Below are 14,961 nucleotides of genomic sequence, written 5' to 3' on the forward strand. Positions count from 1 at the left end.
CGAGGGGGGCGCGTGGCGCAGGTAGTAGTGGTTCACGGAGTGGGGCAGCAGTACCTCGGACGACGGACCCTGCGCGAACCCGTCGCCGCCGCGCTCGCCGACGGAGTCGAGCTGGCCGTCGCCGCCGGCGACATCACCGGCCGCACCCCGGCCCCCCACGACATCGACGTCGCCTTCTACGGAGACGTCTTCCGCGCCCCCGGTACCAAGGGCGAGCCACCCGCACCGCGCTCCGCCGCCGACCTGACCGACCCGTACGAACAAGCCCTCCTCGAGGCCTGGGCGGCCGCCGCGTCGCAGCTGACAGGCCCGTCTCCCGCCGGTACCAAGGCACCCACCCCGCGCACCCTTCAGCGCGCCATGAACACCCTGCTGCGCTCGCCCTTCCTGCCCGGTCCGGTGGCCGAACGATTCCTCCTGGGAGTCCTGCGCCAAGTGCGCCGCTACTTCACCGACGACGCCGTGCGCGCCCGAGCAGCCGATGCTGTCAGCGCCCGTATCGGCCCCGACACCAGGGTGCTCGTCGGCCACTCGCTGGGTTCCGTCGTCGCGTACGAGGCCTTGACCGCCCATCCCGAATGGCCCGTGCGCACCCTGGTGACCCTCGGCTCCCCGCTCGGCATGCCCTCCCTCGTATTCGACCGCCTGCGCCCCGCTCCCGCCGCGGGCCGCGGACAGTGGCCCGGTGGCCTGGAGCGGTGGACCAACCTCACCGACCGGCACGACGTCGTCGCCTCCGTCAAGGACCTGGCCCCGCTGTTCGGCCCCCGCCGCCCCGGCCCCGTCCCCACCGGCCGTGCGTCTGCCGCCCCGCAGCCGGCCGTCGCCCCGAACGGTCCCGCACTCCACGACATCCCCGTCGACAACGGTTGGAAAGTGCACGACCTGCTGCGTCACCTCACTGCCCGCGAGACGGGCGCGGCGATCGGCTCGGGCCTCGCGGAGACCTGATGAACGACGCCACACCACGACGCTATGCCCTGGCCTTCGGCACCGCGCACTACACCCACGACGAACTCCCCGGGCTACCGGGCGTCGCCAAGGACCTGCCCACCGTCCTCGGCGCCCTCGCGCCCCTCGGCTACGAACCGGCACCCGTCTTCCCCCGCGGCAGGCTCGACCCGCGCACCCCCGAGGACGTCGTCCGGCCCCTGCTGCGCTGGCTCACCGACGGCATCGGCGACGGCGACACCCTTCTCCTCTACTACAGCGGCCACGGCCAGGAGGAGGGCGGAGCGCACTATTTGATGTGCTCCGACTCGGATCCGGGCCCTGCCGAAGTACGGCTCAGTGCCCTGGCCGCCCACCATCTTGTGGAACTTCCCGTGCTCAAGGGCGTCCGCCGTCTGCTGCTCGTCCTCGACGCCTGCTATGCGGGCCAGGGCGCGGTCGACGCCCTGGCACACGCCGTACGGTCCAAGCTCGCCCTCGCCCACGCACCCGGCGCCGACCACCGCTTCCTGCAGTCCTTCGGTGTCCTCAGCGCCGCCCGGATCACCGAGCAGGCCCACGACGGCGCCTTCAGCGCCGCACTCGCCCACGTCCTGACCGACGAGGCCCGCCTCGGCCGCCGCGCCAGCCACATCAGCCTGCCCGAACTCGTCCGCGCCCTGAACGCGGAATTCCGGCGACGCGGCGTCGACCAGCGCGCCGACTGGGCCCAGTTGTGCGACGACACCGTCGATGGCGATCTCACCACCGGCTTCTTCCTCAACCCTGCCTACATACCGCAACTGCGCACCGAGGGACGCGACTTCGACGTGGCCGAACAGCGCCACTTCGTCCGCCGCCTCGGCCTCAGAACCGCATGCGAAATCGCCGAACAGCACCGCCGCCGTGCCGACCTCGTCGAGCATTTCTCCCCGCGTGGCACCGGACGGGAGACGGTCAAGGAGGTCGGCCACTACTTCACCGGCCGGACCCGCGCCCTGCGACGGCTCGCCGGCTGGCTGCGCGGGGAGAACGACCAGGAGACCCGCGTCTTCGTCGTCACCGGGCCGCCCGGAGTCGGCAAATCCGCCGTCCTCGGCCGCCTCGTCGCCCGGTCCGACCCGAGCGTGCGCGACAGCATCCCGGCCGACACCGTCTCCCCGGGCACGGAACTGCCGCCCGGGATCATCACCGTCGCCGTGCATGCACGCGCCCTGACCCTCGCCCAGGTCACCGCTGCTCTCGCCACCGCCGTCGAGGCAGAGGAGCCGACCGAGGCCGGACTGCGCGAACGCCTCGCCTCCCTCGACGCCGTCGCCACCGTGGTCGTCGACGCGCTCGACGAGTCCGGATCCGCCTACGACGAGGAGCGCCGCATCGCCCGCTTCCTCGCTCGTCTGGCCGACGAATCGCCCCGGCTGCGCCTCCTGATCGGCACCCGGCCGCACATCGTCGGCGCCGTCACCGGCACGGCGCACAGCGCACAGGTCATGGACCTCTCCGCCCCCGCGTGGACGGACCTCGGCGACCTCGCCGTCTACTCCGAGCGGCTGCTGCGCGCCCCGCACGGTCCCGGCAGCGGCACCGACCTCCCCGACGCCTATATCACCCGCACCGCCGCGGACATCGCCCGCGCCAGCCACCCCCTCTACCTCGTGGCACGACTCGTCGCCCGCGCGACTGCCTCCTGCGCCGCGCACGAGGCCATCCCCTCCGACGCCCTTCCCACGCCCGACCCCTCAGGCAGCCCCGCGGCCACGATCGGCCGGGCCTTCCGCTGGGCTCTTGCCCAGCAGCTCAACGCCCAAGAGGCCGCCCGTGTCCGGGATCTGCTGCTGCCCCTGGCCTACGCCGAGGGCCAGGGCATGCCTCTGCCGCACATCTGGGCAGCGCTCGCGGCACCCCTTCCGCACCGGACGGGACCGACCGCCGAACGGCTGCTCGGCCTGCTGCACAGCGATGCCGTCGGCCCGTACGTCGTCGAGACCGTCGACGAGGACGGCCGTTCCGTCTACCGGCTCTACCACCAGGCCCTCGCCGACGACCTCCGCCACGACGCGCCCCACGGCGTGGAGGACCACTGGTACCGAAGGCTCCTGGGCACCGTCCCGCGCACCGCCGACGGCACCCGGCTGTGGCGCCAGGCCGACCCGTACGTGCTGCGCCACCTGCCGGCGACCGCAGCCGCGGCCGGCACCCTCGACGAACTGGTGACCGACGCCGAGTTCCTGGTCCACGCACACCCCCAGGGGCTGGCCCCGGTCCTGCGCGGGCTGCGCTCCGAGGACGCGCGACTGGCCGCGACCGTCTACCGTGACCATCTGGACCGGCACCGGCACCTGCGTCCCGAGGACCGTCGCCACATTCTCGGCTGCGACGCCGCTCGCCACCGGCACACCGCCCTGCTCGGCGCACTCAACGCCGGCGGCCGGGCCGGTCGCTGGAAACCGGTCTGGGCCGCGGCCGGCCATTCCCCGGCCACCCTGTCCGTTCAGCCGGTCGCGGATGGCCCCGGCAGCCCCGTCGTCGCCGTCGGCTCCGCCGCTACCGGAGGACGAGGCACAGTCGTCGGGGCCGACGGCCCGGAGATACGCGCCTGGGACATCTCGACAGGCCGACCGCTCGATCTGCCCATCCACGCCGCGCCGGAACGCGTCACGGCCCTGACCTCCACCACGCTCCACGGCCACGACCTCCTCGTCTCCGGCACCGCGTCAGGTGCCGTTCGTGTCCATGACCTCACCACCGGCCTCACCAGCAGTACCGCCTCGGCGTACGAGCGTCCGGCGCCCGTGACCGGCCTCGTCCCACTCGACCTGCGCCGCCGCCGGGTCGTAGTGAGCGCCGCCGAGGACGGCGTCCTTCGAGCCTGGGACCTCGCCGACGCGACCCCGCTGCCGCACCGCCTCCTCCTTCAGGAAGGCTGTCCCGGCGGCCTGGCGACCGCCATCGTGGGCGCGAACCCCACAGCGACGCCCCGGGCCACGGTGCTGGAGCGGGCCGTGGTCGTCGCCGGGGACCACAAGGGCAGCCTGCATCTCTGGGACCCGGCCGACGGAGAAACCGTCAGCTCCGCCCCCCAGCCGCGCCGTCCGCCGTTGTACGCGGTCGGCTGCGCCGTCGTGCACGGGCTGCCGGTCGCTGTCACCGCCGACCGGGACGCCGTACGCATGTGGTCCCTGCGCAGCCTGCGCCCACGCGAAGTGCACGCGTTCGTCCCGCCGTCACCCGCCACGACCATCTCCTGCATCGAGCTCCGCGGGCGGCCCACCGCTGTCTTAGGCTGCGCCAACGGCTCGCTGCACCTGCTCGACCTGATGACCCGTCGCCTGATCGCCTCGTCCACACCCCGGCAACCGATCGGCGCCACCTCCCTGAGAAGACCCGCGAACACGGGACACGTCACCGCGCTCCACACCTTCGCCTCCGGCGGCGCCGCCACCGCCGTCACCGGCGCGGCCGACGGGTCCGTGCACCTGTGGGACCTGGCTTCGCCGCCCGGCGGTCCCAGCGGCGGCCACACCGATGCCATCGCTGCCGTCACCTGCGTACGCCACCGCGGCGGACTCGTGGTGGTGACGGCGGGCAACGACACGACCCTACGGCTCTGGGACATGGACACCGGCGCCCCTGCCGCGCCCCAAGTCACCGATGCCGTCAGCACGTTCACGGGTGTCACGTCCGCCACTGCCGACGACCGCACCCTCGTCCTGACCCACGCCGTCAACCGACCCGCCGAGGTATGGGACCTGGCGAGCGGCACCCCCATGGACCGGCACCGGCCGCGCTGGGCCACGGCAGCCGCGGTGGGCCACCACGAGGGTCGGCCGGTCGCTGTCACAGCCGACCACACCCACCGCATCCAGGTGTGGGACATGGTCTCCGGCACCGGCCTGTATGACCTGCCAGGACACACAGGCCCGGTCACGGCTCTGGCCTGCGCGCCGCCGGACGGTCCGCTGACCGTCGTCTCCGCCCAGGCGGACGGATCGGTACGGCTGTGGCGGCCCTTCGGCGAGAACAGCTTCGATGTCCAGGTCCTGCACGGCACGCCACCCGCCACAGCGCTGGCCTGCGTCAGCTCCGGTGGGCGCCCCCTCGCGCTCACCGCCTTCGGCGACGGCTCGGTGCGTGCCTGGGACGGCACGCGCGACACGGTCGTCGCGCACCACCCCGCCGGGGTCACGGCCCTTGCCGCCGCATTCCTCGACGGCCGTCTGCTCGTGGCCACGGGGGACGACGGGGGCCGGGTGGCCGTCTGGGAAACCGACGGCGACCCATGGCCGCCCCGCCTCGCCGACATCCCCGTCGATACCTTCACCGTGCCCGATCCGGCCAGGATCAACGCCCTGGAATTCACCCCCGACGGCCGCCTCGTGCTGTGCGCGAACAGGGACGTCTACTCCTTCCGCGCCGACTCGACCGAGCCTCGCACCGGGTGACCGTCACCACCTTGTCGCAGCCGGCGGCAAGGACGTGATTGCGCAGGCACGGGCCGGGTGCGATTGCGGGGCAGCGGACGCGGCCCGACCGGGTGGTTCAGCGGGCTTCCGGAGCAGCCTCAGCGGCCGGGGCACGGCGACGGACCGGTCCGGATCCGGTGCATCGCCGCTCGGAGATCGAGGAAGGCTCGTGAGCCACATGATCGGCGTCGACTCTCCGCCATGGCGAAAACACGACACACGGTGACTGTTGCCCTTGGGGGGCCGGTCGCATTTGATCGACCGTCGTGTACAGACACTCGATATCCGCAGCGTCCGCGCTGCTTCTCGTCTCGCTCATCCTGCCCGGTGACCTGGCGCACGCGGACTCGGACGACCTGTCCGGCCCGTCGGTGACGCGCATCGTCACCCTCGACAACGCCCCGGCCGCGCAGCAGGCCGCCCCGAAGGACCGGGCAGCGGCACGCCGTACGGTCTCCGATGCGCAGCGGACTGTGGTCGACGCCGCGCACGACGCGGGCATCGCGCTGTCCGTGCAACGCCGTTACCGCAATGTCGTCAACGGTCTCCTCGTCCAGGTGCCCGCCGGTCAGACCGGCCGACTGGCCGAACTCCCCGGAGTGGCCAAGGTCGCCGAGCCGGTGACGTACGAGATGCCCGAGCGGCCCACCCCGGTGCCCAAGGACGTCCTCGCAAAGGCGGTTGCCCAGGCGGGCCATGACGCACGGTCCGGCGATGCGGCCCCCTCGGGCCGTGAAATCGTCACGGCCACGGACCTCACCGGTGTCCCGCAGGCCCATCGTTTGGGTTACACGGGCAAGGGAGTCACCGTCGGCATCATCGACAGCGGCATCGCGTACGACCATCCGGCGCTCGGCGGCGGAGGCTTTCCCAACGCGAAGGTGGTCGGCGGCTACGACTTCGCGGACGAGGACGCCGACCCGTACGACGACAGGTTCGGCCCGGCAGCCGGGCACGGCACCCACGTCGCAGGCATCGTCGCCGGGGACGACGCGCACATCGAGGGTGTCGCCCCGGACGCCACGCTGCGCTCCTACCGGGTGTTCGGTACGAAGAACACCCCGACCGACGCCATCATCCTGGCCGCACTCGACCGGGCCGCCGCCGACGGGGTGGACGTCGTCAACATGAGCCTCGGCTCGACCGGGAACCGCAGCAGCAGCGTGCTGTCGCTCGCCGTGAACCATCTGGTGGACTCCGGCGTTCCCGCCGTCGTCGCCAACGGGAACGGCTACGCCGGTCCGTTCAACGCCGCGGCACCCGCAGTGGCGGACAGGGCCATCGCGGTCGGCAGCACATACAGCAGCCGCTACCCGTTCCTCGCTTTCACACTCGATGACGGTTCGACGGCCCCCGTCCCGTACCTGGACTCCGGGCGGGCACCGGCGGCTCCCGTGACCGGCGCGCACCCGGTGGCCGTCATGGCGTCCAGTTGCACCCCGCTGCCCGCAGGCAGCCTCGACGGCAAGATCGCGCTGTTCGCCCCGTACACCGGCACCGACGTCTTCAACTGCCGGGTGATGGACCTGGCCCGCACCGCCGAGGCCGCGGGTGCGGTCGCCGCGGTCCACTACGACCCGTCGGGCACCCCGGATGCGCTGCCGTTCTCGCCCTGCTGCGGCACCATCGGCATCCCCGTGGTGGGGATCCGCGCACGGGACGCCGAGCGCATCAAGGCCGCTCCGGCCGGGACCGAGCTGACCTGGGGTGCCTACGCCGGCGCGCCGATGACCGCCGACGCCGCCGGGCTGATGGACGCCGGCTCCTCCTGGGGCCCGGGCAACGAACTGGAGTTCAAGCCGGACGTGGCCGCTCCCGGCGGGTACATCCTTTCCGCGCTTCCCCCGGCCCAGGACTGGTACGGCGTCATGTCCGGCACCTCGATGGCGTCCCCGCACGTCGCAGGAGTGGCCGCCCTGCTCCTCCAGGCCCGCCCGGACCTCACCCCGGCCCAGGTGCAGACCGCGCTGCAGAACACCGCCACTCCGCTCGCCATGACCGGTGATCACGAGCGCGGCCGACAGCCTGTCGCCCAGCAGGGCGCCGGCCGGGTCGACGCGGTCGCCGCACTGGCGTCGGTCTCCGGCGACACCGTGACGGCAACGCCGTCCGAGCTCGCCCTGGGCGACCTCGAAGGCCGGGAGCGGACCCGCCGGATCACGGTCCACAATCCGACCGCCCGCCCGGTGACCTACCGAATCGGGCAGAGCGCCGCCGTCTCCGCAGCCCCGCCGTACACCAGCGAGTGGCAGCCCACCGACGCCACGGGCGACGCCCGGGTCGACGGCCAGGACAGCATCACCGTGGCCGCGCACGGCAGCCGTACCGTCACCGTGCACATCAGGCAGCCGCACGGCGTCACCGAAGGAACCCTGTTCGGTGGCTGGGTGGAGTTCACCCGGTCCGGCTCGGCGGCTCCGGAGATCCGGGTGCCGTATCTGGGCATGGCGGGCGACTTCGACGCGGTGTCGGCGATCAACCCCACCTTCACCTCGGTCAACAAGACGCTGGACAATCCGGCACTTCGTCCCGGCTACTTCACCTTCGGCAAGAATGTGCCCACCACCGTCGACCTCACCGACGCGTCCACGGCCAACGACAAGGCCTGGGTCATGCTGTCCCACGGCTTCCCGCTGCTGGAGCGGATGCGGCTCCAGGTCCTCGACGCCCGTGACGAGGTGATCGACACCCCGTATGACGCGTCGTGGGTGACCCGCAATTCCGGCGCGGGTACCGGGATGGCGTTCTACAGCTGGGACGCCACGCGTACTGACGGCACCCCGGCGCCCGCCGGTACATATCGGCTGCGCCTCGTCTTCGACAAGGCGCTCGGCGACCCGCAGAAGTCACCGGGCACCCAGATCTGGACCTCCCCGGAGGTCACCCTGGTCCGCTGACCACAGGGCCGGCTCACGTCACACCGGCTCGGCGAAAAGCCGGTGGACCTGCCCGGCGGGGCAGGTCCACCGGCCGCCGCGGTTTCGACGGTTCCGGTTGCACCGTCCGGGCCCTGCGGTCGGGTGCGCCCGGCCGAGCTGCAAGAATCCGGCGGAACACACGGACCGGAGGGTGGCTTTGGCACTGGAGGATCTCGGGCTCGGCGCCTGCGAGGAGTCCGTATACAGGGTACTGATCGAGCGGCCCTCGGCCTCGGTCGCCGAGGTGGCCGCGGCGGCGGCCGTCCCCGACGCGGAAGTCGTGGACGCATTGAACTCGCTCGCCGCTCGCGCTCTGGTCAACAGGCGTCCCGGAAGCGGCCATTATGTCGCCGCGCCGCCGTCGGTCGCGCTCGGCACGGAACTGACCGATCGCCGCATCCGCCTCCATCGTGCGGAACTCGCGCTCGCCGAGCTGGTCGAGACCTACCGGACCGGGTCCATGGGACGCGCGCAGCGCGATCTCGTGGAGGTCGTCGAGGGGCGCGATGCCGTGCGTCAGCGGTACCTCCAGCTCCAGCTCTCCTCCCGGCACGCCATCGACACGTTCGTCACCGGCGACGTCCAGGTGGTCGGCCCGGAGAACACCGAGGAGCCGACCGTGCTGTCGCGCGGCCTGCACGTGCGCGCCGTCATCGATCAGTCGTTCCTGGGCGAACCGAGCGCGGCCGACAATGTGGACGAGTCGCTCGCCCGGGGCATGCGGATCCGGACGGTCGACGGGGTGCCGCTCAAGCTCATCGTCTGCGACGGCGAGACGGCGATGCTCCCGCTGCGCGGCTCCGGCAGCGAGGTCGACCCCAGCCTCGTCCTGCGCGGCGGACTCGCCAACGTTGCCCAGGCACTCTTCGACGCCGTGTGGGAACGGGCCCGCCCCTACGGCGAACCGCACCACGGGATCGATGCCATGGACACCCGCATACTGCGCCTTCTGCTCGCCGGTCTCACCGACCATGCGGTGGCCGCGCAGGTGGACATGTCGGCGCGCACCGTGCAGCGGCGCATCCAGGGGCTGATGGTCCAGGCCGGGGCGACCACCCGCATCCAGCTCGGCTGGTACGCCCGCCACCACGGCTGGGCGTAACGGCCTCCCCCACGACAGGGAGTGGGGGAGGCCGTAAGGCGAGTCCGTGCTCCGCGTCCGTCGCTGACGAGTCTCCGCCACGGCAGGTAACCGCAACGTCGAACGGAGGCAGGCGAGTTGCTGCCACGGAAAATCTTCACAGCACCCGGAACCACCCATTCACCGGGTGCGCGGAGGAGAGACATCCACGAGCGGAGCATCAGCGAGGCGAAGGTCCCGGCTGCCGGCAGCCGGACTGTCGCTCGCACTGCTGCCGGCCGGGCAGGCCGTCACGGCCGGGGCAATGGGGACGGCGGGGGCGGGCACCGACCGTGCCGCGTCGTCCGGCCTTCCCGAACCGTCAGATGCGTTTCGGTCGACTGACATGAAGGGTCAGAGGCTCGGACTGCGATGGGTGGGGCGGCCGTCGAGGACGGTGAGCACCACAGGGAGTTCGGGCAGATCGGTGGCGGGAGTGGTGAGGGGGTTGTCCGCGAAGACCGTGAGGTCGGCGCGGTGGCCGACGGCGAGCCGGCCGGCCTCGTGTTCCTCGCCCGCCGCGTAGGCCGGGTTGATGGTCATGGACTGGAGGGCTTCCAGGGCGGTCAGTGCCTGGTCGGGGCCGTGCGGAGGCTGGGTGAGATCGCGGCTGGGGCGGCGGTGGCGGGCTCCCGCCATGACGGCCAGCGGGGGATAGGGAGCGATCGGCCAGTCGGAGCCGAGGACGACGGTGGCGCCGGAGTCCCAGAGATCGCGACAGCGCCAGGCGTGGGAGGCGCGCTCCTCGCCGAGGCGGCGGGACCAGTTGTCGGTGTGGTCGGCCCGGGTGAAGTCGCAGCAGTGGGTGGGCTGCATGGAGGCCACGACGCCGAGCTCGGCGAAGCGGCGCAGGGTGTCGTCGGGCACGGTCTCGATGTGCTCGATCCGGTGCCTGACCACGCGGTCGCCCGCGGCCAGGGCCTTGTCGACGGAGTCGAGGACGTGCCGGACGGCCGCGTCACCGATGGCGTGGGTGGCGGTGGGGACCCCGGCCCGGTGGAGCTCGCCGACGATGCGGGTGTAGGCATCGGGGTCGGGCCAGAAGGCGTGCGTGGACTCGCCGTGGCAGTCGGGGCGTTCCAGCCAGGCAGTGCCGTTGTCGATGGTGCCGTCCATGAAGAGCTTGACGCCCTCGGTGCGCCAGAGCCCGCCCCCGGTGCCCTGATCCTCGATGAGGGCGCGCAACGCGTCGGCGTCGGTACCGGGCTGGCACCAGGGCGCGACCCGCAGCCGCAGCGGCAGCTCGCCGGCCGCGTCGAGGTCGGTGTAGAGCGCGAGGCTGTCGCCGTTGGCGTCCATGGCGTGACCGCCGGTGAGACCGGCGGCGGCCATGCTCCGCAGCGCGGCGGCGAGGCGGGCCCGGCGCTCCGCGTGCGTGGGCTGGGGGGCCGCGCGCTCCACGAGTTCGCAGGCGGCGTCCTCAAGCAGCAGGCCCGTCGGCCGGCCCGCCTCGTCGCAGACGACCTCGGCGGCCTGGTCGAACCTGCGCGGCCCGTCGACGCCGGCGAGTTCGAGCGCGCGGGGGCTGGCCAGCATGGAATGGGCATCGAAGAGCTGGAGGAGGGCCGGAACGTCGTCCAGTACGGGGGCGAGGGCGGCAGCCTCGATGGGCCGGTCCCCGAAGACGTTCGGGTCCAGACCCCACCCGTGCAGCCAGGCTCCGGGCGCGAGGGTCCGGACCTCACGGGCCAGGGCTTCGCGCACCTCCTCCAGGCCGGTGCAGCCCGACAGGTCCAGTCCCTGGGTCAGTTCGGCCCCGGAGACCGGGTGAAGATGCCCGTCGACCAGGCCGGGAGTCACCACGGCCCCTTTCAGGTCGATCACCGTGGTCGAGGAGTCTGCCAGCGAACGTATCCGCCGGTCGTCACCGAGGGCGGCGATACGCCCTCCGGACACGGCCAGGGCGGTGTCCGGCAGCAGTTCGCCGGTGACCGGGTCGAGCAGCCGGGCTGAGAGCAGGACGAGACGGGTGCGCACTGTGGCTCCTTGAAGGGCTGGTCAGGTCGGGTTGGCCGGCTGCCCGGCAGCTGGAAGGTCGTCGCCGGTCGCCGCGGGCGCGCCGACCGGGCCCGTACCGAGTTCGTCGGCGAGGCGGGTGAGCATGCCGCTCGGCAGGCCGAGTTCGCGTTCCGCGATGGCGACGGCCATGCGCATCACCGCGGGCGGACGGTTGCTGGTGTCGGTGTTCGCGTGGGCACCGAGGCCGTCGATCACCACCAGGATCTGAATGGTCGTCACATAGGGGTCGTCCGTGCGGAACTCGCCCCGCGCGACGCCCTCGCGGATGAGGCCTTCGAGCCGTCCGCGCCAGGCCTCCTCCTGCGTGCCGACCCGGTCCCGCAGGACGGGCCGGTAGCGGCTCAGGTGCCGGGCGTTGATCCAGAGGCGGCTGATGTCGTCGTAGGCCTCTCCTGTTGCGTGAGCGAAGAAGCGTGCGAGGTGCTGGACGGGGGTCCCGTCGGGCCTGTCCGCCGGGACGAGGCGGTCGATTTCGGCGCTCGCGGCGCTGCCGAATGCCTCGCCGACGAGGTCTTCCACCGCTGGAAAGTAGTGGCTGATCAGCCCCGGACGGACGTCGAGCTCTTCGCCGATCCGCCGCAGAGTGATGCACTCCAGCCCTTCTGTCAGGGCGACGGTGGCGGCCGCGTCGACGATTTCCGCACGTCGGTCCGCCGGTGATTTTCGAATTCGTTTGCGCTGGACGCTTGACGGCATACCCGCGATGTTATTGAGTGTGCGACCAATAAGCAAGCAGGTGGGTACGCCCAGCACTCGGAGGGCTCAATGGCTTCCACGATTTCCGACCCGAACACAGGCGCTGACGACGGGCTGACGTCCTCGGACCGGTCGAGCCGCATCGAGGTCCACGGAATCGACCACATTCCCGAGCGGGAACGCCACGGCCGTGCGCGGGAGCTGTTCGCCGTCTGGGCGGCGGCGAACGTCAACTACCTGAGCCTGGTGGTCGGCGGCGCGCTGATACTCATGGGCCTGAGCCTGTGGCAGGCCCTCGCCGTGATCGTGGTGGGCAACCTGTTCTGGGTGCCGGTCGGCCTGCTGGCCGTCTCGGGCCCGGCCTCGGGGACACCGAGCGAAGTGATCATGCGTGCGATGTTCGGCGTCCGCGGCAACCGGGTGAACATCGCGGTCACCGGCTGGGTGATCTGTATCTGCTACATCGCCCTCAACCTGGCGGCGGCCGCGCTCGCCGCCTTCTCCCTCGTGGAGAAGGCCGGCATCACGCCGAACACGGGCGTCAAGACCGTAGTCGTGGTGGGTATTGCCACGCTCACGCTGGCCATCAGCGTCTACGGCCACGCCACGATCATGAAGCTCTACCTCCCGATCACCGTGGTCCTCACCGCGGCGTTCGCTGTCGTGGCCTTCAGCGTGCTCGGGCACGCGGACTTCGGCTACGAGCCCGCCGAGCCGCTGACCGGCGGCAGCCTGTGGGCGGCCCTCGCGGGCGGCGTCACGCTCATCGCCTCGGGCCCGCTCTCGTACACCAACAGTGCCGACTTCTCCCGCTACCTTCCCCGGGCGACATCCCCCAAGGCGATCGTGGGCTGGACCGCGCTCGGCGGCTTCCTGCCCAGTGTCGTCGTCACCGCACTGGGCGCGTTCGCCGCGACCGCGGTCGACATGACCGATCCGCAGACCGCGCTGGAGACGATCCTGCCCGCCTGGTTCACCCCCGTCTTCCTGCTCGCCCTGGTGCTGGGGACGATCGCCATCAACGCCATGACCGCCTACAGCTCCGGACTCGCCCTCCAGGCCGTCGGTGTCCGCATCCGCCGCTCCCTCAGTGTCATCGTCGACGGAGTCGTCGGTGTCGCCCTGACCCTGTACGCGCTGCTCGTGTCCAACTTCCTCGACACGGTCAGCAACGTCCTTCAGCTGACCGTGGTCCTGCTCGGCCCGAGCATGGCCATCTACGCCACTGACATCCTGCTGCGCCGCAACCGCTATGACGGCCCCGGGCTGACCGACGAGACCTCCGACAGCCCGTTCTGGTTCACCGCCGGCGTCAACTGGTCGGGCGCCCTCGCGCTCACGGCAGGCACCGCAGCGGCGGCCCTCTGCGTGAACACCGTCTACGCCGGCCCGCTCGCCCGCGCCCTGGACGGAGTTGACCTCGCTCTGCCTGTCGGTATCGCCGTGGCGTCGGCGGTCTACGCGGTCATGATGCGGCGCTCCCGCTCCGCGCCCGGCACGGAGATGCGGGCATGAGCCGACGGTCGAGGGAGCCCCTTCCGCACGTGGATCTTCGACCCCCCGCGCACTCCGGCGAACAGCATGGGCGGCCGGACACGTCCCGGCCCGACCGCCCCCGGGGTCGGCGTCCGAGCCGGGGCACGCGGGCCCATCCCCCGCAGGCGGTCGGTCCGTTGGTGCCTATTCGAACCGGGCGGTGTCGCCTGCTCCTCGGCGCACGATCGTGGCCTCGCCTTCGGAGAAGTCGATGACCGTCGTCGGTTCGGTGCCGCAGTCACCCGAGTCGACCACCGCGTCCACCTCGTGGTCGAGCCGCTCCTTGATCTCCCAGCCCTGTGTCATCGGCTCGTCCTCGTCGGGCAGGAGCAGGGTGCTGGAGAGCAGCGGCTCACCCAGCTCGGAGAGCAGGGCCTGGGTGACCACATGGTCGGGAATACGGACTCCGACCGTCTTCTTCTTCGGATGCAGCAGCTGACGCGGCACCTCCTTCGTCGCCGGGAGGATGAAGGTGTAGCTCCCGGGCGTGGCTGCCTTGATCGCGCGGAACACGTCGTTGTCGACGTGCACGAACTGACCCAGCTGTGCGAAGTCCTGGCACACGAGGGTGAAGTGGTGACGATCGTCGAGGTTCCGGATCGAACGGATCCGGCCGATGCCGTCTCGGTTGCCCAGCTGGCATCCCAGTGCGTAGCAGGAGTCCGTCGGGTACGCGACGAGCGCACCGGAGCGGATGGTGTCAGCCACCGTGCTGATGGTGCGCCGCTGAGGATTTTCGGGGTGCACGTCGAAGTACTTCGCCATTCTTCGAGCTTATGTGATCCGGACTGCCGTGGTGAGGAACAGGAGCGACGACAAGGAAGAAGGGCGATTGATCCCCTGGTCCTGGCCCGGGTCGCGAAGCAGACGAGCGAACGGACTTCTCCCGAGTCCGTCTGCGCACGCTCGCCATCCGGCAGCAGGCGCCGGTCCACCTGCGCGTGCGCGCGCGTACGTTCACCGCAACCGATCCGCGGGCACCTGCGGACGAGACCCGGGCAGGTCGTCGGCTCATCGTTGACGGCGACACCGTCAATGTGTTCCAGGTGGAACGGGAGAATCCCGTGTGTTGCCCCGTCAACATCCAACGCCGGACTGCCGGGCGGCCGGCACCGTCATCCCGGTCGACGACATGGCGATCAACCACCTGCCCGTCCTCATTTCCGGCTCGTGGCCCCGGCCGTTCCGCCAGGGCCACGAGGGAGTGGTTCCGACGGACGCGATACGGCGCTTCACCCGGGTCGGCGACCGCGTTGCGCGGTGGATCGTCGGGTGAAAC

9 protein-coding genes are annotated in these 14,961 nt (G+C 71.7%); 6 read left to right on the plus strand and 3 right to left on the minus strand.

Annotated features, from left to right (window positions below; translation table 11 throughout):
* Window positions 1–12: 12 nt before the first annotated feature.
* The 4 genes from ACFU8W_RS02485 to ACFU8W_RS02500 all read left to right on the plus strand — a co-directional run bounded on the left by ACFU8W_RS02485 (window position 13) and on the right by ACFU8W_RS02500 (window position 9,413).
* A complete protein-coding gene (locus ACFU8W_RS02485) occupies window positions 13–951 on the plus strand; it encodes a hypothetical protein (protein WP_384031513.1) in 939 nt (312 codons plus the stop codon).
* On the plus strand, window positions 951–5,372 hold the full coding sequence (locus ACFU8W_RS02490) for an AAA family ATPase (protein WP_384031515.1): 4,422 nt from the start codon (window positions 951–953) through the stop codon (window positions 5,370–5,372). The genes ACFU8W_RS02485 and ACFU8W_RS02490 overlap by 1 nt, the downstream gene beginning before the upstream one ends.
* Before the next feature lie 287 nt (window positions 5,373–5,659).
* Window positions 5,660–8,290 (plus strand): S8 family serine peptidase, encoded by a 2,631-nt coding sequence (locus ACFU8W_RS02495; RefSeq protein WP_384031517.1) that lies wholly within the window; start codon window positions 5,660–5,662, stop codon window positions 8,288–8,290.
* A gap of 172 nt (window positions 8,291–8,462) precedes the next feature.
* Window positions 8,463–9,413 (plus strand): helix-turn-helix domain-containing protein, encoded by a 951-nt coding sequence (locus tag ACFU8W_RS02500; RefSeq protein ID WP_384031519.1) that lies wholly within the window; start codon window positions 8,463–8,465, stop codon window positions 9,411–9,413.
* A 372-nt stretch (window positions 9,414–9,785) separates the two neighbouring features.
* Here ACFU8W_RS02500 and ACFU8W_RS02505 read toward each other — a convergent pair whose 3' ends face one another.
* Together ACFU8W_RS02505 and ACFU8W_RS02510 are read right to left on the minus strand one after the other, a co-directional pair.
* On the minus strand, window positions 9,786–11,408 hold the full coding sequence (locus ACFU8W_RS02505; RefSeq protein WP_384031521.1) for an amidohydrolase: 1,623 nt from the start codon (window positions 11,406–11,408) through the stop codon (window positions 9,786–9,788).
* A 21-nt stretch (window positions 11,409–11,429) separates the two neighbouring features.
* Complete coding sequence (locus tag ACFU8W_RS02510; protein WP_384031523.1) at window positions 11,430–12,146, minus strand: TetR/AcrR family transcriptional regulator; 717 nt, start codon at window positions 12,144–12,146, stop codon at window positions 11,430–11,432.
* 69 nt (window positions 12,147–12,215) lie between these two features.
* Here ACFU8W_RS02510 and ACFU8W_RS02515 point away from each other — a divergent pair, with 69 nt between their 5' ends.
* Window positions 12,216–13,661, plus strand: coding sequence for a purine-cytosine permease family protein (locus ACFU8W_RS02515; RefSeq protein WP_384031525.1), 1,446 nt, complete (start codon window positions 12,216–12,218; stop codon window positions 13,659–13,661).
* A gap of 165 nt (window positions 13,662–13,826) precedes the next feature.
* Here the strand turns inward: ACFU8W_RS02515 and ACFU8W_RS02520 are convergent, their stop codons facing one another.
* Entirely contained in the window at window positions 13,827–14,447 is a 621-nt protein-coding gene (locus ACFU8W_RS02520; protein WP_384031527.1) for an L-threonylcarbamoyladenylate synthase, read from the minus strand.
* Window positions 14,448–14,748: 301 nt separating this feature from the next.
* On the opposite strand from ACFU8W_RS02520, the gene ACFU8W_RS02525 reads away from it, so the two are divergent.
* Window positions 14,749–14,958, plus strand: coding sequence for a hypothetical protein (locus ACFU8W_RS02525; RefSeq protein ID WP_384031529.1), 210 nt, complete (start codon window positions 14,749–14,751; stop codon window positions 14,956–14,958).
* The last annotated feature ends 3 nt before the right edge of the window (window positions 14,959–14,961 follow it).

The organism is Streptomyces sp. NPDC057565 (genome assembly GCF_042801455.1).
GTDB lineage: Bacteria > Actinomycetota > Actinomycetes > Streptomycetales > Streptomycetaceae > Streptomyces > Streptomyces yanii.

Excerpts from the sequence above, each read along its gene's own strand:
- ACFU8W_RS02520 (WP_384031527.1), bottom strand. The coding sequence starts at position 14,447 with ATGGCGAAGTACTTCGACGTGCACCCCGAAAATCCTCAGCGGCGCACC.
- ACFU8W_RS02510 (WP_384031523.1), bottom strand. The coding sequence starts at position 12,146 with ATGCCGTCAAGCGTCCAGCGCAAACGAATTCGAAAATCACCGGCGGAC.
- ACFU8W_RS02515 (WP_384031525.1), top strand. The coding sequence starts at position 12,216 with ATGGCTTCCACGATTTCCGACCCGAACACAGGCGCTGACGACGGGCTG.
- ACFU8W_RS02490 (WP_384031515.1), top strand. The coding sequence starts at position 951 with ATGAACGACGCCACACCACGACGCTATGCCCTGGCCTTCGGCACCGCG.